Here is a 21,626-nt window from a genome sequence, read left to right on the forward strand (position 1 = left end):
CGGTGGGTGGTTGAAAGGGGGCGGGAGGTGTGACTCAGGGTTCGCGCAGGGCCTGTTGGGCGATGGCGTGCGCCGCCCGCTCCGCCACCACCTCCAGCGACTCGCCGACATGGCTGCGCAACGCGGCCAGGGCCTGGGCGAGTTGACCGGCGAGCACCGCCTCCACGATGGCCAGGTGCTCGACCACGGTGCGCTCGATCCGGTCCGGCGTGAGGTAGTCGTACATCCGCACCGGCCGGATGCGGACGTTCACCGACTCCAGCGTCTCGGTGAGCCGCGGGTTGCCCGAGGCGCGCAGCAGCGTCTGGTGGAAGTCCTCGTCCCACGCCACGAACCCCGGGTCGGGCGCGGGCGGTTCGTTCCGCAGCCGGCGCCACCGGTCGCGCAGCGGCTCCAGCAGCGCCGCGTCGTGGCGCACCAGGTCGGACTCCAACGCCCGGGCGATGCCGCGCAGTTCGACGGTGACCCGCAGCTCGTAGAGGTCCCGCAGCTCGGCCAGGCTGAGCCGGGCCGGGTAGTAGCCCTCGTCCCGCCGCTCGACCAGGCCGTCGGCGACCAGCCGGACCAGCGCCTCCCGGACCGGGGTGCGGGAGACCGCCAGCCGCTCGGCCAGCCGCACCTCGACCAGCCGCTGGCGGACGTCGAGCCCGCCGGTGAGCAGCAGGTCGCGCAGCCGGACGTAGACCTCGGCGCGGCGGTCCCGGCCGGCCCTGGTGCCGGAGACCGCGACCGGAGGGCGGCCGGCCGGTGCCGGGGTCGGCGCGGGGGCCGGCGGCCCGGCGGCTGGCCGGCCGGCGGTTGTGGACGGGGGTGCATACAGCGGTGCATCCATGGCCGGGGACGTTAGGCGGCCGGCGTTTCGCCGGCTTTGACCGCGGATCGCGCGCCGGTTACGGAGCCGGGCCGGATGTTACGGGGGCTTGTCGCCGGGTTACGGCTGGCGGGCGGCGGGCCCCGCCCCGTTGACGGCGGCCCTCGGCCCTGTTGCACTGGCATCCATGAGGTACCGGCGGCGGTTGGTGACCCGCGACCACATCGACTTCGGTCGGGTGTGGTCGGCGGCGTGTCGCCGCGCCCTCGCCGGCTGACCCCGGCCGCCCCGGCCGCGCCTCGGCCCCTGGGTGCCCCAGGGCCCCCGCCAACCCGGGGCGCGCGCACCGGCGTTGACCCTCAGCCCCGCACCGGCGCCCGCGTCCCGCGGCGCCACCCCCGCGCCACCACCCCCTGCCGCCGCGACGCCCCGGAGCCGCGGCCGAAAGGTGTGATCAGCAATGCCCGTCGAGTTCCTCGGCATCGCCGCCACCAACGACGGCACGGAGACCACCCCGCGCTCCGGCGCCGCCTTCGACCCCGAGTACACCGTCCGGCTCGCCCGGGCCCACGAGGACCACGGCTGGGACCGGGTGCTCTTCGCCTACGGCTCCGGCTCGCCCGACCCGGCCACCGCGGCGGCCCTGCTCGCCAGCCGCCTCGACCGGCTGCGCATCCTGCTGGCCCACCGGCCCAACCAGTCCTACCCGACCTACGCCGCCCGGGTCTTCGCCACCCTGGACCAGATCAGCGACGGGCGGCTGACCGTGCACTTCATCACCGGCGGCAACGACCACGAGCAGCGCCGGGAGGGCGACACCCTCACCAAGGACCAGCGCTACGCCCGCACCCGCGAGTACATCGAGATCGTCAAGCGGGTGTGGACCAGCCGGGAGCCCTTCGACCACGCAGGCGAGTACTACCAGTTCCAGGACTACGTGAGCGACGTCTTCCCCGTGCAACAGCCCCGCCCCGGCGTGTCGTTCGGCGGCTCGTCGGCCGCCGCGCTGGCCGCCGGCGGGGCCACCGCCGACGTGTACTGCCTGTGGGGCGAGCCGTTGGCCCGTACCGCCGAGCAGATCGCGGCGGTCCGCGACGCCGCACTGGCCGCCGGGCGGGCCGAACCGCCGCGCATCCAGGTCGCGTTCCGGCCGATCATCGCGCCGACCGAGGAGCTGGCCTGGGAGAAGGCACACCGCACGCTGGCCGCCATCCGGCAGCGCGGCGGCGTCGTCCGCCGGCGCCCGGGCGGCGAGGGGCAACCGGAGAACACCGGCTCACGGCGGCTGATCGCCATCGCCGAGCAGGGCGAACGCTACGACCGCGCGCTGTGGACGCCGACCGCCGCCGCGACCGGCGGCGCCGGCAACTCCAACGCCCTGGTCGGCACCCCGGAGACGGTGGCCGCGGCGCTGCTCGACTACTACGACCTGGGCGTGGACATCATCTCGGCGCGCGGTTACCACCTGTTGGACGACGCCATCGACTTCGGGCGGCACGTCATCCCGCTGGTCCGCGCCGAGGTCGCCCGCCGGGACGCCGACCGGGCGGCCCGCGACCGACGCGCCACCGCCGCGGCGACGGCGGCGGCCGAGACGGCGGCCGGCGCGCACTGACCCCGGTCCGGCGCCCACGCCGGCGCGCACTGACCCCGACCGGCGCCCAGGCCGGCGCGCGCCGACCCGTTTCGATCCGGCGCGCGTTGAGCCGACCGGTGCCGGCGCGCGCGGTCCGGTGGGCGCCGGCGCACCGGCGGGTGGTGCGGGCGTGGCGGGACAGCGGGCGGCCACCCCTTGACGCCCCTCCCCGTGGCGCCGGACAATCCCACGGAAGGCCCGCCCGAGGGTCGGGACCGACGATACGGACGGAGCGCCCATGGCGGACGGAACGACGAGGGAGCGCCAGCTCGCCCCTCGGCCCGTCGCCGCGCCCGCCACGCGCCCCGCGCCGCCCCGGCGCTACGCGCCCCGGCTGCTGACCTGCCGCCGCCACATCGATCTGCTGCGCGTCTGCAGCGCCGGTTAACCCCGCGCGCACGGCGGTCGTGGGCCCCTGGCCCCGCGACCGCCCTCTCTCCTGCCCGCCTGCCCCGCGTCCCCCGTGTAGACGTCTCCAAGGGAGAGCCATGCCCGCAACGACGCCGACCCCCGCGCACGAGTCCGCCCGCTGTCTGGTCCGGGAACGGATCGGCTCCGACGCCAAGAGCGGCCACTACCCCGTACCGCACCGCTACCGGCTCCACCTCTCGCTGTCCTGCGCGGACGGCCTGCGCGTGGCGATCACCCACGCGCTGCTGGGGCTGGCCGACACCCTGCCGGTCACCCTGCTGCCGGCGCCGCCCGACGAGGGGCCGGAGCGCGCCGCGCTGCGCGCCGCCTACCAGGCCACCGTGCACGGCTACCAGGGGCCGGCCAGCAGCCCGGCGCTGACCGACAGTTGGACCGGCCGGCTGGTCAGCAACCACGTGCCCGACCTGCTGGTCGACCTCAGCCTGCGGTTCCGCGCCGCCGGCCGGCCCGAGCTGCGCCCGGCCGGGCTGGCGGCCGAGATCGACGCGCTGACCGTGCGGTGCGAACGGGACATCGCCGAGGCCGCCCAGCTGGCCGGCGAGGCCGACGCCGGCGCGGCGGGCGAGCGGGCCCTCGACGTGCTGCTCGCGACGCTGGCCGAGTTCGACCGGCGGGTCGCCGGCTCCTCCTTCGTGCTGGGCGAGACGCTCACCGCGGCCGATGTCGAACTCTGGGTGGCCCTGGTGCGGTTGGACACCGCGCACCGCTGCCACCTGGGCGCCGACGCGGTGCACCGGATCGCCGGACACCCGGCGCTGTGGGCCTACGCCCGCCGGCTCTGCGCGCTGCCCGCCTTCGGCGGCCAGCTGCGGCTGGCCGAGTTGGCCCGCGCGCACGAGCACTGCTGCCGTGGCCTGGAAGCCGCCGGGGCCGCCGTCCAGATCGTCGACTGGACCGCGGCCCCACACGTTCTCACCCGCTAGCCCCGGCCACCAGGACCCCACCCGTCCCCGGCGCCCCGCCACCGGGCGCCGGGCCGGCGGGGGCGGCCGGCGCGGGGTGACCGGCGGTGGGCGCCGGTGGAGCGCCCCGGTCCGCTGGCGCGCACCGCCGTTGTTGCATTCGATCTCCCTTTCACGCGGGCGCCCATGGGCCGGACCGTCGCGGGGAAGACTCGGGCGGCGGACCAGCGAAGACGCGTTGGTCCCAACCGCGCGCGACCGAGCTGACGCCGGACGGCGTCGGGAGGGAAGAGCCCGGATGTGGTGGTGGCCCAGAGCCGCACGAGACACCGTCAGGACGGAACCGGACCGAGAGCTGTTGCGAGGCTATCCCTACCGGGCGGCGTGCCCGTCCTCCCTCTGGGGCGACCTGACCCGGACGGCGACCGAGGGCATCACCCTGGCCGGCTACACCAGTTACTTCCTCTGGCTCGACCAGCCCGCCTACGTGGAGACGCTCCGCCGCAAGGCGGAGGAGGGCTGCCGGGTCAGGTTCCTGATCGGTGACCCGGAGGGCGAGGTGACGCGGCTCCGGGAGGAGGTCGAGGACGTGGCCCTCTCGGTCTCCACCCGGATCCGCATCACCCTGGAGCATCTGGCGCGGCTGAACGCGGCGCCCGGCGTCGAGGCCCGCTACTCCGCCGCCGAGGACGCCATGAACCACGTCTCGTTGTCGGTCTTCAGGTTCGACGGGGACGCCCTGGTCACCCCCCACCTCGCCCGGGCGGTCGGGCACGACTCCCCGATGCTGCACCTGCGCCGGCAGGCGGACGGCGGTCTCTTCGACCGCTTCACCGAGCACGTCGAGGACCTCTGGAGACGCGGCCGACCCATCTGACCCACGCGGGGTCGGCGGCGGTCGGTCCCGAACGCCCCCACCGGCGATCCGCGTGGGTGGGGGCGGATTCGGGTGCCGCGCGCTCAGGGGATCTGCCGGCCGGTGATGGCGCGGGCGATCACCAGGCGCTGGATCTCGCTGGTGCCCTCGAAGATGGTGTAGATGCGGGCGTCCCGGTACATCCGCTCCACCGGGTGCTCCCGGCTGTAGCCGGCGCCGCCGAGGATCTGGACGGCGCGGCCGGTGGCGTCGACGGCGAGCTCGCCGGCGCGCAGCTTGGCCATCGAGCCCTCGCCCGCCTCGAAGGTCTTCTCGTGGCGGCTCATCCAGGCGGCCCGCCAGACCAGCAGCCGGACGGCGTCGATCTCGGTGCGCAGGTCGGCCAGGGGGAAGGCGACGGCCTGGTTCTCCACGATGGGGCGGCCGAAGGCGACCCGCTCGCCCGCGTACTGGAGCGCGTACTCGTAGGCGGCGCGGGCGATGCCCAACGCCTGGGCGCCGACCGTGGGGCGGGAGACCTCGAAGGTGGCCATCGCCGCCTGGCCCTTGCCACGGCCGCCCTCGCGGGCCCTGGCCAGCCGGCGCTCCAGCCGCTCCCGGCCGCCCAGCAGGCAGCCGCCCGGCACCCGCACCTCGTCCAGGAAGACGTCCGCGGTGTGCGAGGCGCGCAGCCCCAGCTTCCTGATCTTGGGGCCGCCGACCAGGCCGGCCGTGCCGGGCGGCACCACGAACGCGGCCTGGCCGCGGGCACCCAGCTCGGGGTCGACGGAGGCCATCACCACGTGCACGTTCGCGATCCCGCCGTTGGTGATCCAGGCCTTCTGACCGGTGATCACCCACTCGTCCCTGGCCTCGTCGTAGCGGGCCCTGGTGCGCATCGCGGCCACGTCGGAGCCGGCCTCCGGCTCGGAGACGCAGAACGCGGCCACCTTCGGCTCGGTCGGGTCGCCGAAGCACTGCGGCACCCACTCCACCAGCTGTTCCGGGGTGCCGGCGGCGAAGATCCCGGCCACCGCGAGCGAGGTGCCGAAGAGGGCCATGCCGATGCCGGCGTCGCCCCAGAACAGCTCCTCGTTGGCGATCTGGAGGGAGAGCCCGGATGGGTCGCCGAACATCTCGGCCAGCGACTCGAAGCCGTAGAGCCCGATCCTGGCCGCCTCCTGGATCACCGGCCAGGGGGTCTCCTCGCGTTCGTCCCACTCGGCGGCCGCCGGGCGGACCACCTCGGCGGCGAAACCGTGAACCCATTCCTTCAGGTCGCGCTGTTCCTCGGTCAGTTCAAGGGAGAATCCGCTCATCGTCGATCAGGCCTTGGGGATGTCGAAGAGCCGGGTCAGGCCGGAGGCGAAGCCGATGTCCCCGCTGATCGCCACCTTGCGGGTCATGAACATCGTCACCGGACTGCCGTTCCCCGAGACCAGCTTGAGGAAGTCGGGGTCGGCCATGGTCAGGGTGACCCGGGGCGCGGCGGCGTGCGCGCCCTCGCGCACGGTGCAGACGCCGTCGGCGATGCTGGTCTCGTAGACGACGAGCGACTCGCCGGTGATCTCCCAGCGGATCACGGCGTGCGTCGAGCCGGCGGCGTCCGGCCGGAACTGCCGCTCCATCCGGGCGAAGATCTCCGCGAGCACCCGGGTGCGCAGCTCCCCGCGCAGCAGCCGGCTGATCTCCCTGGCCGGGGTCCGCTTCACAAGGGACGCGAACTCCGCCGGCGTGACCTGCGCGAAGTCCAGCTCACTCAGCTCGGGACCGTTCTCGGCCATGGCCGTCCTTCCTCACCGAAGTCCCGCCAGCCCCGGGGGTGGCGGGACTCCCCTCGCACTATCTACCGTCAAGTAGACTTACTGAAAAGTAAGATTAGAGGCGAGCTGGGTGGGCTGACAAGATTGACCATGGACCGAACCCGGAAACGACTGCCGAGAAGCGTGCGCGAACGGGAGATCGTCGAGGCCGCGCTGCGGGTGTTCGCCCGCCACGGCTACCACGCGGCGGTGGTGGACGAGATAGCGGAGCTGGCCGGGATCTCCAAGCCCATGGTCTACCTCTACCTCGGCTCCAAGGAGCGCCTCTTCGTGGCCTGCGTCCAGCACGCCTCGCGGACCCTCACGGTCGCCTTCCGGGACGCGGCTGCCAGCGGTGACGAGCCCGAACTGCGGCTGTGGCGCGGGCTGTCGGCGTTCTTCCACTTCGTCGCCGAGCACCGGGACAGCTGGGTCCTGCTGCACCGCCAGGCGCCCGAACTGAGCGCGGCGATCACCGACGAGCTGGCCGCCGCCCGCGCCTCGGTGCTGGCCGAGGTCGGCGCGCTGGTCAGGCGCGGCATCGAGGAGGGCGGCGCGGACGCCCGACTCGGCGCGGTGGACGCCGACTTCGTCGCCCACACGCTGGTCGGCGCGGCCGACTCGCTCGCCGACTGGATGGCCGGCCACCCGGACGAGACGCCGGAACGGGTCGCGCTGCGGCTGATGAACATGATCTGGCTCGGCATGCGGGACGTGCTGGACGGCGAGCTGTGGACCCCACCGCCGCCCCCGGCGGAGTGAACGGTTCCGCCGTCGCCGTCACCGGCCTGAACCGCCGCCGCCCGGCCCGGTGACGTGCCGGGCCGGCCTCTGCGGCTGCCCGCCCGGACGACCGCGGTGCCGCCGCCCCCGCGGCGGGCGGCCGTGCTGGCGCGACGTCTCGCCGCCCGACCCGGCCGGCCGGCGCGGCGGCTCCGGTGCCCCCGCCGGGGGGGGTGCGGTCCCGGCTCCGCCGTCGGACTGAACGGCTGTGCCGGGCGCGGGACTTGCTGTGCCCGGCCGGGTGACGTGCGGGGCCGGTCGCCCGGCCGCCGGTACGGCCGGCTTCGGCGGTCTGTTCCGGTCCGGCCGTGCCCGCCCCGATCGCGGGCTCAGGCCGCTCCGGGCCCGGCCGATCGCCGGCTCCGGCCGTCCTGACCGGCCCGGGCCCCGGCCGCCTCCGGCCCTGCCGCGCCGGGGCGAACCGGGGCGAACCGGTGGCGGGACGGGGCTGTCGCCCGCCCGGATGGGTGGGCGGGCTCAGTGGGGGACGATCTCCCCGGCGAGTTGGCGGCGGCCGTCGGCCGCGCTGAGCTGGAAGAGCCAGCCGCCGCCCGCCCGGGGCGTGGCCGCGAAGGCCGGCCGGGACGGCAGCGGCACCGGGGCGAGGAACCGCGCCCGCGCGGTGAACGCCTCCGGCAGCTCGTCGGCCAGCGCGGCGAGCGCCCGCGCCTTGCTCCACATGCCGTGCGCGATCGGCCGGCGGAAGCCGAACGGCCGGGCGGTCAGCGGGTGCAGGTGGATCGGGTTGCGGTCGCCCGAGACCCGGGCGTAGCGCCGGCCGAGGCCGGCCGCCAGCGGCCAACGCGCGGTCAGCGCGGGCGAGTCGAGCGCCGGCTCGGCGTCGGGCGCCCGCCCGGCGCCGCGGGCCGCGCCGCCGGGGCCCGAACGGTGCAGGTAGGTGCTGCTGCCGCGCCACACCGGCAGCCCCCGCGCGTCCGACACCTCGGCCCGCACCTCGAACGCGCGGCCCCGGGGCCGCGGCGCCGCGGCCACCGCCGTCACCCGCACCGCCAGCGGCTCCGCCGCGGCGAGCGGGCGCAGGCAGCTGATCTCGTTGGCCAACTGCACCAGGCCCAGCGGCGGACAGGGGAAGTCGGGGGCCGTGAGCAGCGCCATGGTCAGCGGGAAGGCGAGCAGGTGCGGATAGCCGACGGGCAGCCGGTCGTCGTCGGGGGCGCCGCAGAGCCGGGCGTAGGCCCGCACCCGATCCGGGTGGGGCACCGCGGCGGCCAACGCGAGCGACCGGTCCGGCAGCGGCGCGTCCGGCCGGCGCCGGCGGGGGAGCACCGCCCGGGCGTAGGCGGCGGTCAGCCTCGGCGGGCGGGGGAGCACGGTCTCGGGGCCCGGCATCCGGCGCTCACGCCCCCAACAGGGCCTGGCCGCACACCCGCAGCACCTGCCCGCTGACCGCGCCGCTGGCCGGCGCCGCCAGGTAGGCCACCGCCTCGGCGACGTCGACCGGCCGCCCGCCCTGGCCCAGGCTGTTCCCCCGCCGGCCCACCTGGCGCAGCAGCGCCGGCATCGCGGCGGTCATCCGGGTCTCGATGAAGCCCGGCGCCACCGCGTTCGCGGTGATCCGGCGGTCGGCGACCCGCGGCGCCAGCGCCTCGACCAGGCCGATCAACCCGGCCTTGCTGGCGGCGTAGTTGGTCTGCCCCGCGTTGCCGGCGATGCCGCCGATCGAGGAGGTGACGACGATCCGGCCGCCCGGCGCCAGGGCCGGCAGCAGCGCGTCGGTCAGCCGCTCCACCGCGATCAGGTTGACCCCCAGCACGGACCGCCAGCCCTCGGCGTCCATCCGGGCCAGCGTCCGGTCCCGGGTGATGCCCGCGTTGTGCACCAGCACGTCCAGCCCGCCGCCGGCGCCGTCCGCCGGCGCGGCCAGCCGCTCCCGCAGCCGTGCGCCGGCGTCCTCGGCCGTGATGTCCAGCGGGACGGCCTCGCCGCCCAGCCGGTCGGCCAGCGCGGCCAGCGGCTCGGCCTGCGCCGGCGTGTCCAGGCAGAGCACCCGCGCGCCGTCCCTGGCCAGCGTCTCGGCGATGGCCGCGCCGATGCCCCGGGCCGCCCCGGTGACCAGCGCCGAGCGGCCGGCCAGCGGCCGGTCCCAGTCGGCCGGCGGCTCGCCCGGCTCGGCCGGGCCCACCAGCAGCGACTGGCCCGAGACGTAGGCGGAGCGGGCCGAGAGCAGGAACCGCAGCGTGGCCGCCAGCGACTCGGGCCGCTCGGCGCCGGGCGCCACCAGGAGCAGTTGGGCGGTGGCGCCGCCGGGCAGCTCCCGGCCCAGGGAGCGGACGAAGCCGTCCAGCGCGCGCCGGGCCGCCGCCTGCGCCACCGAGGCCGCGTCCGCCGCCGGGGCGCCGACGACCAGCACCCGGCCGCCGACCGCCAGCGAGCGGACCCGTGGGGCGAAGAAGGCGTGCAGCTGGTCGAGTTGGGCCGGCGTCTCGATCCCGGAGGCGTCGAAGACCAGGGCCGCGGGCCGTTCGGGGCGCTCCTCGATCCGGGCGCCGCAGGACTCCAGCACCGCGCGCAGCGGCTTGCCGAGGCGGGCGCCGTCGGCCTCGCCGAGGACCACGGGGCCGGCGAGCACCGGCCCGCCCGGCCGGTGCCGGGGCAGCTCGACGGGGCGGGGCAGGCCCAGCCGGCGCACCACGCGGGCGCCCGTCCGGCCGGTGGCGAAGGAGAGATAACGGTCGGCCATTGATTTCCTCCCTACTCCCGGGTAAGTCTACTGGCAAGTTAAACCACGGTGTTCGGCACCACAAGGCAGACCCGGCGTGGTCGGCCGGGTACCCGGCCGGCGCCGGAGGCAAGCGAAGGAGAGCCCAGTCATGACCCCAACCGGCCGTCGGGTGGCCGTAGTCGGCGGCAACCGCGTCCCGTTCGCCCGGGCCGACGGGCCCTACGCGACCGCCTCCAACCAGGAGTTGCTCGGCGCCGCGCTGGCCGGCCTGGTGCGGCGGTTCGGGCTCTCCGGCGCGCTGCTCGGGGAGTTCGTCGCGGGCGCGGTGCTCAAGCACAGCCGGGACTTCAACCTGGCCAGGGAGACGGTGCTGGGCAGCGCCCTGGACCGGCGCACCCCGGCCTTCGACGTGCAACAGGCCTGCGGTACCGGCCTGGAGGCGGTCATCCTGGTCGCCAACAAGATCGCGCTGGGCCAGATCGAGGTCGGCGTCGCCGGCGGTGTGGACAGCGTCAGCGATGTGCCGCTGGCGCTCGACGACCGGCTGCGGAAGGTGCTGTTGCGCACCCGCCGGGCCAAGGGCCTGGCGGCCAGGGCGCGTTCACTGGCCGGCCTGCGGCCGGGACAGCTGGTGCCCGAGGCGCCGCGGAACGCCGAGCCGCGCACCGGCCTCTCGATGGGCGAGCACGCGGCCCGCACCGCCGTCGAGTGGGGCGTCACCCGCGAGGCGCAGGACGAGCTGGCCGCGACCAGCCACCAACGGCTCGCCGCCGCCTGGGACGACGGCTTCTTCACCGACCTGGTGACCCCGTTCCAGGGCCTGGCCAGGGACCAGAACCTGCGGCCCGACAGCACCCCGGAGCGGCTGGCGAGGCTGCGCCCGGTCTACGGGCTGGCCGGCGAGCGGCCGACGCTGACCGCCGGCAACTCCACCCCGCTCACCGACGGCGCCGCCACCGTGCTGCTGGCCAGCGAGGAGTGGGCGGCCGAGCGCGGGCTGCCGGTGCTGGCCTGGCTGACCCACGCCCGCACCGGCGCGGTGGACTTCGTGGACGGGCCCGACGGGCTGCTCACCGCGCCGACCCGGGTGGTGCCCGAGCTGCTGGACGCGGCCGGACTGACGCTCGCCGACCTGGACCTGCTGGAGCTGCACGAGGCGTTCGCCGCCCAGGTGTTGGCCACCCTGGCCGCCTGGGAGGACGCCGACTACTGCGCGCGCCGGCTGGGCCGGTCGGGCCCGCTGGGCACGGTGGACCGGGCGCGGCTCAATGTGCACGGCTCCTCGCTGGCCACCGGCCACCCGTTCGCGGCCACCGGCGCCCGGATCGTGCCCACCCTGGCGAAGGCGCTGCGGCAGCGGGCCGCCGGGCGGCCGGCGGACGGGCCGCCGCTGCGCGGCCTGATCTCGGTCTGCGCGGCCGGCGGCCTCGGGGTGACCGCGCTGCTGGAGACCTGACCGACCCGGCGCGCCGCCGGACCGCGCGCCCCGGAGCGAGGCACGCGGCAAGACCAGGCGCGCCGGAGCGCACCACACCGGGCGCACCACACCGAGACGACCACCCACGGGCGACGGAGGCGGGAGCGGAGATGAGCGTACGACGGGACATGAAACGCGTGCGGGCGCGCGGCGGTTGGGCGGACCGGGCGGTGCCCGAGCTGGTCACCGACGCCAGCGGGGAGGTGCGCCGGGCCTCCGTGCCGCCGCTGGTCCCGCCGGAGCCCGGCAGCGGGCTGGCCGACGCCCCGTTCCGGAACGCCGCCGCCGAGCCCGATCTGGTGGTGGTGCGGCGCAGGGTGGGTGAGGCGTGGCGGCCGGTGACGGCCGCCCGGTTCGCCGAGGAGATCGCCGCGGTGGCCGCCGGGCTGGTCGCGGCCGGCCTGCCGGTGGGTGGCCGGGTCGCGCTGATGTCCCGTACCCGGTACGAGTGGGCGGTGCTGGAGTTCGCGATCTGGTCGGCCGGCGGCCAGAGCGTGCCGGTCTACCCGACCGCGTCCGCCGAGCAACTCGCCTGGCAGCTCGCCGACTCCGGTGCCACCCTGCTGCTGGTGGAGACCGCGGAGCACGCCGCGCTCGCCGAGCGGGCCGTCGCCGGGCTGGCGGACCGCCCGCGGGTCTGGCGGCTGGACGAGGACGCCCTCGGACAACTGGCCGCGCTCGGCGCCGAGACGCCAGCGGCCGAGGTCACCGCGCGGCGCGCCGCGCTCACCGCCGACACGGTCGCCACCCTCACCTACACCTCGGGCACCACCGGCCGGCCCAGGGGCTGCGTGCTCACCCACGGGAACCTGTGGGCCGAGACGGCGAACCTGGCCGAGCTGCTGATCCCGGTCTTCGAGGAGGTCACCGGGGAGCGCCCGACCACGCTGATCTTCCTGCCACTGGCGCACATCCTCGGCCGCACCATCCAACTCGCCTGCGTCGCCGGCCGGGTGGAGATCGGCCACTGCCCCAGTGTCAAGCCCGCCGAGCTCCGTCCCGAACTGGCCTCCTTCCAGCCGTCGTTCGTGGTCGGCGTGCCCTATCTCTTCGAGAAGATCCACGAGACCGGCCGGGTCACCGCCGAACGCCTGGGCCGGGGCGCCTCGTTCGACCGGGCCGACCGGATCGCGGTGGCCTGGGCCAGGGCCGAGCTGGCCGCCTACCAGGACGGCGGGCGGGGCCCCGGGCTCCGGCTGCGGGCCGCCAAGGCCCTCTACGACCTGCTGGTCTACCGCCGGATCCGGGCCGCGCTCGGCGGCCGGCTGCGGTACGCGATCAGCGGCGGGTCCCCGTTGGACGAGCGGCTCAGCCTGTTCTTCCTCGGCTGCGGGGTGCTGGTCTACGAGGGGTACGGCCTGACCGAGACCACCTCGGCCGCGACCCTCAACCCCCCGCTGGCCCCCCGGTTCGGCACCGTCGGCCAGCCGGTGCCCGGCGCCGCGGTGCGGATCGCCGAGGACGGCGAGGTGTGGATCAGGGGCGACATCGTCTTCGGCTCCTACTGGGGGAACCCGGCGGCCACCGAGGAGGCCCTCGCCGACGGCTGGTTCCGCACCGGGGACCTCGGCCGACTGGACCGGGACGGCTATCTGACCATCACCGGCCGGAAGAAGGACCTGCTGATCACCAGCGGCGGCAAGAACGTCTCGCCCAGCGTGCTGGAGGACCGGCTGCGGGGCCGCCCGCTGGTCGGCCAGTGCATGGTGGTCGGCGACGGCCGGTCCTATGTGGCCGCCCTGATCACCCTCGAACCGGAGGCCACCGCCCACTGGTTGACCACCCGCGGCCGGCCCGCGGACACCCGGTTCGACGAACTGCGGGCCGATCCCGAGCTGTTGGCCGACATCCAGCGGGCCGTCGACTACGCCAACGAGGCGGTCTCCCGGGCCGAGTCGATCCGCAGGTTCCGGCTGGTGGAGGGGGAGTTCACCGAGGAGAACGGCCTGTTGACCCCGTCCCTGAAGATCCGTCGGGCGGCCGTCGCCGCCGCCTACGCCGGGCAGATCGAGGCCCTCTACGCCTGAGCCGGCCGCCCGTCCCGGCCGCGCCGGGGGCCGGCGTTCCGTTTGCGCCGGCGTCTTGCTGAGTGTGAAGTGGGTTGGTGGACACGCCAGTTGATGCGCTGACTGACCGGGGTCGATGGCCTACCATTCGCCCAGGGGGGAGTGTTCACGCACTGTCCCGACAGCGCCCCTGACGGTGATCAACTGCGCGCGAAGGGGATGGGCATGGCTGACCATGGCGCGGACACTCTGCGATGGCGCAAGAGCAGCTACAGCGGTGCGTCGGGGGGCGACTGCCTGGAGGTCGCCCTGGGGCGGGGCGGACTGGTGCCGCTCCGGGACAGCAAGCGGGCCGGGGGGCCCGTGGTGGCGGTCTCGATGGCGGCCTGGCGGGCGTTCGTCGGGGCCGTCGACGGCGAGCGCCGAGTGGCGCGTTGACCGTGCCCCGCCCCCGGCCACCGGCCGGCCCACCCGGGCAAAACGGGGCAACGTTACGCCCTCTTGGGGCGGCGCTTGTCATTCGTTCGGTGGAACGGAGGGCGTAGCGGGGCGGCCCGGCGCGGCCCGGCCAGAAGGATACGGACGTGCCAGACGATGTGCTCAACGCCTTCCCGTTCTTCCCGCGCCACGTCGCCGTCCCGCCCCTGACCCTCCGGCAGCCGGCCTGCGGCCAGTGCGGCCGGGCGCTGTGGCCCGACGTCACCGTGCCCGGCCGGCCACCGGTCTGGGCCTGCGCGTTCTGCGGCACCCCGGCCGGCCGGTTCTGGCACCCGCACCACGGCCGGCACTGCCCGCACGGGTACCCGTGGCCGCTGCTCCGCCACCCGGACGCCCAACTCTTCATCTGCTACTGAGCGTTGCGACACGGGTCGGTGGGGCCGGGCGGCGGAGCGGCCCGCGGTCAGCGGCGGCCCGGCAGCGGCACCCGGCGGAAGTCCATGTCGGCCGCCAGATAGAACCCCGGATGCGAGGGCTGGTTGTAGGTGGACTGCTGGCGCGCCACCTCGACCCGGTACTGCGGGTCGTGCATCAGCGTGTACAGCTTGTGGTCGGTCACCTCGGTGCTGGAGTAGATCCGGATCGCCGAGCCGTCCGTGGTGGGCAGCAGCAGCTCCTCGCGCCAGTCCCCGAAGACGTCGGCCACCAGAGACGGGTTCCCCTTCCACCAGTTGTTGGTGGTGGTGCCGTCGGCGGTCAACAGGGTGCCGCGCCGCCAGTCCTCCAGGGTCGGCGTCTGGTACACCTCCGTGGTCGCGCCGTGCACCTGCTGGGTCGTCAGATCGGCGGCCCAGCGCACGCTCTGGTTGGCGCCCGGGTACGGCCCCTCGATGGGCTCGCCACTCGCGCTCCACATCCCCACCGGCTCGGCCGTCGCGTCCTCCGCCGAGTTGGCCCACACCTCAAGCCCCGGCCGGTCCGGGTCGATGTCACCGATCATGGCCCGCGCGGTGTCCACGCCGGTGTGCCCGGCGAAGAGCACCTCGCCGGTGGCCGCGTCCCGCAGCGCGTAGCCGTGCGGCACGCTGGCCCCGCCCTCGTGCACGGTGAAGATCTCAAGCCCCGGCCGCTCCGGGTCGATGTCCGCCAGGTGCATCGCGTCCCCGTGACCCAGCCGGCGCCACTCGCCCGGGCTCGCGCTGCCCTCCGGCAGCTCGTCGAACGAGCTGTAGAGCAGGCTCCCGTCGTCGTCCAGCGTCGCCGCCCCGTAGACGATCTCCTGCCGGCCGTCGCCGTCCACGTCGCCCACGCTCAGCGAGTGGAAGCCCTGCTGGGTGAGCTCGGCGTGCGCCGGGTTCCGCCCGTCGCGCGCCCCGGAGGTGTTGCGGAACGGGTTGTCCATCGGGACGTGCCCGCTGTCCGCCGTCCACTCGGCGCGCAGCCGCCGACCGTCCCACCGGTAGGCCACCAGCGTGGCCCGGGTGTAGTAGCCACGGGCGAAGACCGCCGACGGGTGCTCCCCGTCGAGGTAGGCCACCCCGGCCAGGAACCGGTCGACCCGGTTGCCCGGCTCGATTCGCTCGCCGGCGTAGTCCCCCCACAGCAGCCCGTCGTCACCCCGCTCGACCGGGTAGCGGATGGTCTCCAACTCCGCCCCGGTCGCGCCCTCCAGGACCGTGAGGTACTCCGGCCCGTCCACCACGAACCCCTCGAAGGCCCGCAGTTGGTTCCGCTCGCTGCGGGACGGCGCGTACACGTCGATGAAGTAGTCCACCAACTCCTCGGCGTGCGCCCGCTCCAGCGGATACGGGAACGGCTCCCGGTCGGTGACGCCCAACGCCTCCTCCAGCGTCGCCGGCCAGTTCCCCGCCACCACCTCGGGGTGCGACGACCAGCCCTGGAACACGCCCACCAGGTGCTCGTGGTAGTCGTCCGCACTCATCCGGTAGTCGTCCGCGTGTGAGTATCCGGCCCGAACGTCCGCCCGGGGCATGGTGACATGACGCTCCTCGGCCACCTCCCCGGCGTCGTCGTAGCGCAGCACCCGGGTGCCCGGCGCGGTCTTGAACATCAACTCCGCGCGGCCGTCGCCGTCGAAGTCATAGACCAGGAACTGCGTGTAGTGCGCCCCGGCCCGGATGTTGGGGCCGAGGTCCACCCGGTGCAGCAGGGTGCCGTCCAGCTCGTAGGTGTCGAGGTAGACGTTGCCGGTGTAGCCGACCTGGGAGACGTCCTTGGAGTTGGACGGGTCCCACTTGACGATGTACTCGTAGGCGCCGTCGCCGTCCACGTCGCCGACGCTCATGTCGTTGGCTGAGTAGGTGTAGCTCTCGCCGGCGGGGGTGACGCCGCCGGCCGGCCTGGTCAGCGGCAGCTCGTGGTAGCCGTCGGCCGTCGGGCTCACCGACTCGCTGACGTCCCGCACCCGCCCCCGGTAGACGGCCTCCACCCGGTAGGAGGCGTCCGAACCCGCCTCGGCGTCCAGGTAGTTGGTCGAGTCCCGCACCGTGGCCAGGCGCTCGCCGTCCCGGTAGACCCGGAAGTCCACACCGGTCAGGCCCCGCGCGGAGGCGCCGGTCGCCTCGTCGGCCAGCAGCCGCCAGCTGAGGAAGACCCCCTCGTCGGTCCGCACCGCCACCAGCCCGCGGTCCAGCTCCTCCATCCGGGGGGCGGGATCCCCGCCAGGGCGGCCCGGGCCGTCCCCGGCCTGGGCCACGCCGGGCGCGCCGCTCGCCAGCACCGCGCCGGCCAGCAGCGCGGTCAGCGCGACCCGCGCGGGTCGACGTCCTCGTCTGTGGTGTCTCATCGGGATTCCCTCTCTGGTACGGGGGAGTTGGTGCGGGGGGAGCTTCGCGTGGTGGGGATGTGGGGATCGGCGTGGGGTCGGCGTGGGGGGTCGGTGTGGGGGCCGGTATGAGGGGCTGTGGGGGGCGCCGGGGGTCCGTGGCGGGCTGGGCCGCGGCCCGCCACGGACCCGGACGCGCTGGGCTGACGGCGTCAGCAGCTGTTGTCGGCGCTGTTCTGGAAGGTGATGTCGACGGTCACGTTCTCGCCGCACGGGTTCTCGGTAAGCGCGGAGTCGACCAGGGTGAAGTTGGCCAGCGTGATGTCCCGGTTGTTGGCGAACTCGGTGCGCGCGGCCAGCCGCACCTCGCCGCCGCCGGAGATGGTGCCGCCCTGGCTGGCGATGGTGACGTTGTAGCAGTTCTCGATCAGGACGGCGTTGTTGCCGGTGTCGGCGATGTCCACCCGTTCGATGACCGCGCCGCCGCTCTCCGAGACGCAGAACACGCCGCGCCCGCCGCCGCGCGCGACGACCTCGCCCACCCGGATGTTGGTCCGGTAGTCGTCGAGGGCGCCGTTGCGGTTGGCCATCCGGAAGGCCGCGTAGCCGGTGCCGGTGCCGGCGTCCGTGGCGCGCACGGTGCCGATGTCCGCGTTGACCGTGTCGTTCAGCAACAGACCCGACTCGCCGACCGAGTTGGCGGTGATGGTGCCGGCGGTGAAGCCGTCCACGCCGTAGGTCTCCACGGCGTGGCTGCCGGCGCCCGAGATGGTGGCCGAGTCGATGTGGACGCCGGTGGTGGGCTGGTCGCGGTTCCGGTGGTTGTCGACCCGGATGCCGAGTCCGCCGTTCAGCTCCATGGTGATGTCGCCCAGCGCGACGTCGTGGGAGTTCTGCACGAAGATCCCGAAGTAAGGGGCGCCGTGCATGTTCTCCAGGTAGGGCACCGCCACGTTCTGGGCGTCCCGGACCCGGATCGGGGCGTGCCCGGCGGCCATCGAGCCGGTCACGTTGAGTGTTCCGCACACCTCGAGGGAGGTGTGGCTCGGCAGGTCGAGTGACTGGTCGGCGGGGACGTCGCCGGAGCCCCGGACGACCACCGACTCGGTGCTGGTGCGGCCCTCGCTGAGGCTGGCCACGCCGGCGCGCATGGCCTCCAGCATCGAGCCCCCGCTGTAGCCGGGCGCGGTCCAGGTGTCGCCGTCCAGCGTCACCTCCGCGTCGTAACTGCCGTCGCCGCAGGCCAGCGCCCGTGGCGGGTCCGGGGCCTGGTCGGGCCCGGTGGACTCGCCGGCGGCGGCGGTCAGTCCGGTGCCGGCGGCGACCACCACGGCCAGGCCGGTGGCCAGCAGGGCGTACCTGCGCTTGATACCGGGGGATGCGGCTCTGCTTCCCATCGCTGCTCTCCTGTGAGTGGGGGAGGAGGACGACGCGGCGTGAATCGATTCATTAAGGGGCTGCGTGGGTCCTCCGGGGGAGACGTACCTGGGTGTGCTGATGCTGCTGGTGTCCCGCGAGCGCTGGAAAGCGCTTGCGGTCCGGCAGTATGGCAACGCGGCGCGGAACCGGTCAACGATCCTGACAGGATCGGGCGTTAGCGTCGGTCGGTCGGCCGGCCGGCCGGCGCGGCTTCGCGCGGTTGCGGCCCGCCTGGCGCGGCAGGGCCGGGCGCCCCGGCTGGCGCGGCGCGGCTTCACCTGGCGCGGGCGGGCCCCGCCTGGCGCGGCGCGGCCCGGCTTCGCGCGGCGCGTTCGTTCCGTCGGGCGGTGTGCTCGCGCCGGCGCGGGCCCGCGTGACTCGCTCCGGAGTGCGGCCCGCCTGGCCCCGTGTGCCTGCTCCGGCGCGCGCTGCTTCACGGTGCGCCCCGGCCCGCACGCCCGCTCCGGCGCGCGGCGCACCTCTTGCGCCCTGGGCCGCACGCATCGTCCGGGTCCGTTTCATCCGGCGCGCGGTACATCTCGTGCGCCCCATCGCCCGCGCGCCAGTTGAGCCTGTTGCATCCGGCGCGCGGTGTGCCCCGCGCGCCGCGCGCCCCGCCGTGCCGCGCGCGTCGCTCCGCGCGCGCCGTCCGGGCCCGTCCGGTCCGTGTCTGCCCCGTCCGGCGCGCGGTGCGTTACAACGCGCCGTGCCAGGCCACGAGTCGGTCGACCATCGCCCGGGTCAGCCCGCCCGCCGGGTCGGCGGTGACCAGCAGGGTCGGCGCCGACCTGCCGCGCTGCCAGGCCCAGGCCTCCGGCGGGTGGACGTCGTCGACCCAGGCCGCCGGCCGGTCGCCGGCGAAGGCGTCGATCGCCGGCACCTTCGCGGCCGGCGGGAACGGCACCGGCGGAAACCGCACCACCGGCAGCTGCGGCAGCCCCAAGGCCGGCGCGAGGTACACGTTGGCCTCGTCCTCCCAGCCGGTCGCCCAGGCCAGTTCGAAGAGCTGACCGAGGTCGGCGAGCCAGCCGCCGTGCTCGGCGCAGAGCCGGATCGGCGGGTCCTCGTCGGGGAAGAACGGGTACTCGCGGTAGCCGTCGGGGCAGTGTTCCGCCGCGTACGGGTTGAGCACGCCGTCCACGTCCAACAACAGCAGCGGCAGCGCGGCGGTCGCCCGCCCGGGCCGGTCAGGCGCGACATCGGAGGCCATCCGGTCAGTCAACCACGGACCCCCGGGCCCCGGTTGCTCTTTGGCCGTCGGCCCACGGCGGCGGAAGTCGCCGGCCTCCGGCGGCTTCCCGCTGGCTTCTCGCGGCCGGCGACGGCCTCCGGCGTCCGAGGCGGCGCCAACGGCGCTCCCGACGGCGCCCTCATCGACGGCCATCCGCGCTGGTCAACGGTGGTCTGCCGCGCCGGTCGACGTCGCCCTCGACGCCGGCAACTGACGGCATCCGTGCCGGTGAGTGACGCCCTCGACGCTGGTCAACGGCGGTCAGCCGCGCCGGTCGACGTCGCCCACGGCGGCGGCCCACGCTCCCCTCGGTGCCCAACCGGCGTCCCTGCGGCTCGCCGGCCCAAGCCGCCGGCCCAGGCCGCGGGCCCGGCCACCGGCGGAACCGCCCCCGGGTCGCCGGCGGAGCCCGCCCGGGCCGCCCCCGGGTCGCCGGAGGTGCCCAACCGGCGTCCCTGCGGCTCGCCGGCCCAAGCAGCCGGCACGGACGCCCGCCCAGGCGACCCGGCCGCGCGTCAGCGAAAGTCGTGGCAGGTGTCTTGACGTTCTCGTTGGGGCGTTGGAACACTCCGTCAGGCGCAAGCAAGCGCTTACCCATCCCGGGTCGTCGTCCACCCAACAACCCGTGCGGTCACCGGCCTTCCGGTGCCCAGCCGCGCCCACCCACAAAATGAATCGATTCACAACGGCGGCCCCCTGCACCCCGAACCGATCGAACGGACCCGAGGAGAGGAAAGAGCATGCGCGAACTGACCGCCCGCCCGTCGTCGGGCGCGGCGCCGCGTCCCCGGTTCAGAGCGAGGCTCGCGGGAACGTTGTCCCTCGCGACGCTGCTGGGGCTCGGACTCCCGGCCGTCGCCCACGCCGAGGAACGGGCCGCCGGGGAACGGGCCGAGGGGCCGACCGTGTTCGTCGCGAGCGACTCGACCGCGCAGAGCTACACCACGGACTTCGCCCCGCAGGCCGGCTGGGGCCAACTGCTCGACCGGTACTTCGCCGAGCCGGTGACCGTCGCCAACCACGCGATCGGTGGCCGCAGTTCACGCACCTTCGTGGAGGAGGGCCGGCTGGACGCGATCCTGAACGAGATCCGGCCGGGCGACTACCTGTTCGTGCAGTTCGGGCACAACGACGCCACCATCAGCCGGCCCGACCGGTACACCTCGCCCGCCGACTTCAAGGAGTACCTGCGCGAGGACTACATCGGCGGCGCGCTGGCCAGGGGCGCCACCCCGGTGGTGCTCACCCCGGTCTCCCGCCGGGTGTTCGACCCGACGAGCGGTGAACTCGGCGAGTCCTTCCCGGAGTACGCCCAGGCGGCCCGGGAGGTGGCGGCCGAAGAGGGCGTGCCGCTGCTGGAGTTGGGCCAGGCCAGCCGGGAGTACCTGAGCGGGGTCGGGCCGCTGGAGTCCACCGCCGTCTTCCTGCACGTGCCGCCGGGCGTCTACCCCAACCGGCCGGCCGGCACCATCGACGAGACCCACTTCCAGACCTACGGCGCGGACCGGATGGCCCGGCTGATCGCCGTCGAACTGGCCGGCACCGACCTCCCGCTGGCCGACGCGGTGGTCAACACCGAGCCCACCGGCCACCGGCCGGCCCGTCCCGACCGGCCGGCCGCCAGCCAGGTCGGGCACGACGGTGCCCGGCTGACCTGGCCGGCGGTGGCGAACGCCGACCTCTACCGGGTGGAGGCCAGGCGGCTGGACGACCGGGGCCGGCGCGAGCTGGTCGCCGTCGCCCCGATCCCGGTGGCGGACGTGACCGGGCTGGCCGCCGACACCCGCTACGAGGTGCGGGTGATCGCCGTCAACGACCGTGGCCCGTCGGCCGCTTCGCGCTGGCTGCCGCTGACCACCTCGGCCGCCGACCTGCGGCTGGACTTCGGCACCGCCGACAGCCCGGTGGCCGACGGCTACCTGGGGGTCTCCCCGGAGACCGTCTACCCGGGCGAGCGGGGCCTCGGCTTCGTGGCCACCGCGCTCCCCGGGCAGGCGATCGACCGGGGCCCGGGGACGGACGACCTCAGCCGGGACTTCGTCTCCTCGCCGGGTGCCACCTACCAGCTGGCGGTGGACGTGCCCGACGGCGTCTACACGGTCTCCGCGACGGTCGGCGACCCGGCCGGCGCCTCGCGCACCGGCTTCGTGCTGGAGGGCTCCGACCGGGGCCAGGTCATCGGCTACCCGGGCGCCGTCACCCCCAAGACCTTCACCCAGGTGACGGTCGCCGACGGGCGGTTGGACCTGTCCCTCTACGGCGAGACCGGCCACCTCAACTCCCTGGTGCTGAGCCGCACATCCTGAGGCAACTCCTCGTTGCTGAGCCGCACCTCCGGAAAGCGCCCGCCCCCGAGTCCACGACG

At 75.2% G+C, this 21,626-nt stretch carries 18 protein-coding genes; 10 read left to right on the forward strand and 8 right to left on the reverse strand.

Annotated features, from left to right (window positions below):
* Nucleotides 1-34: 34 nt before the first annotated feature.
* Nucleotides 35-832 (reverse strand): GntR family transcriptional regulator, encoded by a 798-nt coding sequence (locus tag RM844_RS08960; protein ID WP_311666442.1) that lies wholly within the window; start codon nt 830-832, stop codon nt 35-37.
* A gap of 439 nt (nt 833-1,271) precedes the next feature.
* On the opposite strand from RM844_RS08960, the gene RM844_RS08965 reads away from it, so the two are divergent.
* The 4 genes from RM844_RS08965 to RM844_RS08980 all read left to right on the forward strand — a co-directional run bounded on the left by RM844_RS08965 (nt 1,272) and on the right by RM844_RS08980 (nt 4,658).
* Nucleotides 1,272-2,426, forward strand: a complete 1,155-nt coding sequence (locus RM844_RS08965) for an LLM class flavin-dependent oxidoreductase (RefSeq protein ID WP_311666443.1) — start codon at nt 1,272-1,274, stop codon at nt 2,424-2,426.
* Nucleotides 2,427-2,685: 259 nt separating this feature from the next.
* The gene (locus RM844_RS08970) at nt 2,686-2,835 is read left to right on the forward strand and encodes a hypothetical protein (RefSeq protein WP_311666444.1); all 150 of its coding nucleotides are present in this window, start codon (nt 2,686-2,688) and stop codon (nt 2,833-2,835) included.
* Nucleotides 2,836-2,935: 100 nt separating this feature from the next.
* Nucleotides 2,936-3,802, forward strand: coding sequence for a glutathione S-transferase C-terminal domain-containing protein (locus RM844_RS08975; protein WP_311666445.1), 867 nt, complete (start codon nt 2,936-2,938; stop codon nt 3,800-3,802).
* Between the two features lie 337 nt (nt 3,803-4,139).
* Nucleotides 4,140-4,658 carry a DUF5919 domain-containing protein gene (locus tag RM844_RS08980; RefSeq protein WP_311666446.1) on the forward strand — a complete coding sequence of 173 codons (519 nt, stop codon included), beginning with the start codon at nt 4,140-4,142 and terminating at the stop codon, nt 4,656-4,658.
* Between the two features lie 83 nt (nt 4,659-4,741).
* Here the strand turns inward: RM844_RS08980 and RM844_RS08985 are convergent, their stop codons facing one another.
* Complete coding sequence (locus RM844_RS08985; protein WP_311666447.1) at nt 4,742-5,956, reverse strand: acyl-CoA dehydrogenase family protein; 1,215 nt, start codon at nt 5,954-5,956, stop codon at nt 4,742-4,744.
* Nucleotides 5,957-5,962: 6 nt separating this feature from the next.
* Entirely contained in the window at nt 5,963-6,421 is a 459-nt protein-coding gene (locus RM844_RS08990; protein ID WP_311666448.1) for an SCP2 sterol-binding domain-containing protein, read from the reverse strand.
* A 129-nt stretch (nt 6,422-6,550) separates the two neighbouring features.
* On the opposite strand from RM844_RS08990, the gene RM844_RS08995 reads away from it, so the two are divergent.
* Nucleotides 6,551-7,201 (forward strand): TetR/AcrR family transcriptional regulator, encoded by a 651-nt coding sequence (locus RM844_RS08995; RefSeq protein WP_311666449.1) that lies wholly within the window; start codon nt 6,551-6,553, stop codon nt 7,199-7,201.
* 498 nt (nt 7,202-7,699) lie between these two features.
* Here RM844_RS08995 and RM844_RS09000 read toward each other — a convergent pair whose 3' ends face one another.
* Together RM844_RS09000 and RM844_RS09005 are read right to left on the reverse strand one after the other, a co-directional pair.
* Nucleotides 7,700-8,572, reverse strand: a complete 873-nt coding sequence (locus RM844_RS09000; protein WP_311666450.1) for a MaoC family dehydratase — start codon at nt 8,570-8,572, stop codon at nt 7,700-7,702.
* Nucleotides 8,573-8,579: 7 nt separating this feature from the next.
* Complete coding sequence (locus tag RM844_RS09005; RefSeq protein WP_311666451.1) at nt 8,580-9,923, reverse strand: 3-oxoacyl-ACP reductase; 1,344 nt, start codon at nt 9,921-9,923, stop codon at nt 8,580-8,582.
* A gap of 130 nt (nt 9,924-10,053) precedes the next feature.
* Between RM844_RS09005 and RM844_RS09010 the strand changes: the two genes are divergently transcribed.
* The 4 genes from RM844_RS09010 to RM844_RS09025 all read left to right on the forward strand — a co-directional run bounded on the left by RM844_RS09010 (nt 10,054) and on the right by RM844_RS09025 (nt 14,242).
* Entirely contained in the window at nt 10,054-11,361 is a 1,308-nt protein-coding gene (locus RM844_RS09010; RefSeq protein ID WP_311666452.1) for an acetyl-CoA C-acetyltransferase, read from the forward strand.
* A 131-nt stretch (nt 11,362-11,492) separates the two neighbouring features.
* Nucleotides 11,493-13,409 carry an AMP-dependent synthetase/ligase gene (locus RM844_RS09015; protein WP_311666453.1) on the forward strand — a complete coding sequence of 639 codons (1,917 nt, stop codon included), beginning with the start codon at nt 11,493-11,495 and terminating at the stop codon, nt 13,407-13,409.
* A gap of 204 nt (nt 13,410-13,613) precedes the next feature.
* Nucleotides 13,614-13,826, forward strand: a complete 213-nt coding sequence (locus tag RM844_RS09020; protein ID WP_311666454.1) for a DUF397 domain-containing protein — start codon at nt 13,614-13,616, stop codon at nt 13,824-13,826.
* A gap of 146 nt (nt 13,827-13,972) precedes the next feature.
* Nucleotides 13,973-14,242, forward strand: a complete 270-nt coding sequence (locus RM844_RS09025) for a hypothetical protein (RefSeq protein ID WP_311666455.1) — start codon at nt 13,973-13,975, stop codon at nt 14,240-14,242.
* A gap of 47 nt (nt 14,243-14,289) precedes the next feature.
* On the opposite strand, the gene RM844_RS09030 is transcribed toward RM844_RS09025, so the two are convergent.
* The 3 genes from RM844_RS09030 to RM844_RS09040 form a co-directional block, all read right to left on the reverse strand.
* A complete protein-coding gene (locus RM844_RS09030; protein WP_311666456.1) occupies nt 14,290-16,632 on the reverse strand; it encodes a rhamnogalacturonan lyase in 2,343 nt (780 codons plus the stop codon).
* A 191-nt stretch (nt 16,633-16,823) separates the two neighbouring features.
* Nucleotides 16,824-18,008, reverse strand: coding sequence for a right-handed parallel beta-helix repeat-containing protein (locus RM844_RS09035; protein WP_311666457.1), 1,185 nt, complete (start codon nt 18,006-18,008; stop codon nt 16,824-16,826).
* A gap of 716 nt (nt 18,009-18,724) precedes the next feature.
* Complete coding sequence (locus RM844_RS09040) at nt 18,725-19,240, reverse strand: hypothetical protein (RefSeq protein ID WP_311666458.1); 516 nt, start codon at nt 19,238-19,240, stop codon at nt 18,725-18,727.
* Nucleotides 19,241-20,076: 836 nt separating this feature from the next.
* Here RM844_RS09040 and RM844_RS09045 point away from each other — a divergent pair.
* Nucleotides 20,077-21,567, forward strand: a complete 1,491-nt coding sequence (locus RM844_RS09045; protein ID WP_311666459.1) for a GDSL-type esterase/lipase family protein — start codon at nt 20,077-20,079, stop codon at nt 21,565-21,567.
* Nucleotides 21,568-21,626: the final 59 nt, after the last annotated feature.

The sequence above is a fragment of the Streptomyces chisholmiae genome, from assembly GCF_031845445.1.
GTDB lineage: Bacteria > Actinomycetota > Actinomycetes > Streptomycetales > Streptomycetaceae > Streptomyces > Streptomyces chisholmiae.

Bases quoted from the DNA above. Each gene is read 5' to 3' on its own strand.
- RM844_RS08965 (WP_311666443.1), top strand. From the start codon at position 1,272: ATGCCCGTCGAGTTCCTCGGCATCGCCGCCACCAACGACGGCACGGAG.
- RM844_RS09005 (WP_311666451.1), bottom strand. From the start codon at position 9,923: ATGGCCGACCGTTATCTCTCCTTCGCCACCGGCCGGACGGGCGCCCGC.
- RM844_RS08960 (WP_311666442.1), bottom strand. From the start codon at position 832: ATGGATGCACCGCTGTATGCACCCCCGTCCACAACCGCCGGCCGGCCA.
- RM844_RS09015 (WP_311666453.1), top strand. From the start codon at position 11,493: ATGAGCGTACGACGGGACATGAAACGCGTGCGGGCGCGCGGCGGTTGG.
- RM844_RS09035 (WP_311666457.1), bottom strand. From the start codon at position 18,008: ATGGGAAGCAGAGCCGCATCCCCCGGTATCAAGCGCAGGTACGCCCTG.
- RM844_RS08985 (WP_311666447.1), bottom strand. From the start codon at position 5,956: ATGAGCGGATTCTCCCTTGAACTGACCGAGGAACAGCGCGACCTGAAG.
- RM844_RS08975 (WP_311666445.1), top strand. From the start codon at position 2,936: ATGCCCGCAACGACGCCGACCCCCGCGCACGAGTCCGCCCGCTGTCTG.
- RM844_RS09020 (WP_311666454.1), top strand. From the start codon at position 13,614: ATGGCTGACCATGGCGCGGACACTCTGCGATGGCGCAAGAGCAGCTAC.
- RM844_RS09030 (WP_311666456.1), bottom strand. From the start codon at position 16,632: ATGAGACACCACAGACGAGGACGTCGACCCGCGCGGGTCGCGCTGACC.
- RM844_RS08995 (WP_311666449.1), top strand. From the start codon at position 6,551: ATGGACCGAACCCGGAAACGACTGCCGAGAAGCGTGCGCGAACGGGAG.
- RM844_RS09010 (WP_311666452.1), top strand. From the start codon at position 10,054: ATGACCCCAACCGGCCGTCGGGTGGCCGTAGTCGGCGGCAACCGCGTC.
- RM844_RS08990 (WP_311666448.1), bottom strand. From the start codon at position 6,421: ATGGCCGAGAACGGTCCCGAGCTGAGTGAGCTGGACTTCGCGCAGGTC.
- RM844_RS08970 (WP_311666444.1), top strand. From the start codon at position 2,686: ATGGCGGACGGAACGACGAGGGAGCGCCAGCTCGCCCCTCGGCCCGTC.
- RM844_RS09000 (WP_311666450.1), bottom strand. From the start codon at position 8,572: ATGCCGGGCCCCGAGACCGTGCTCCCCCGCCCGCCGAGGCTGACCGCC.
- RM844_RS09040 (WP_311666458.1), bottom strand. From the start codon at position 19,240: ATGGCCTCCGATGTCGCGCCTGACCGGCCCGGGCGGGCGACCGCCGCG.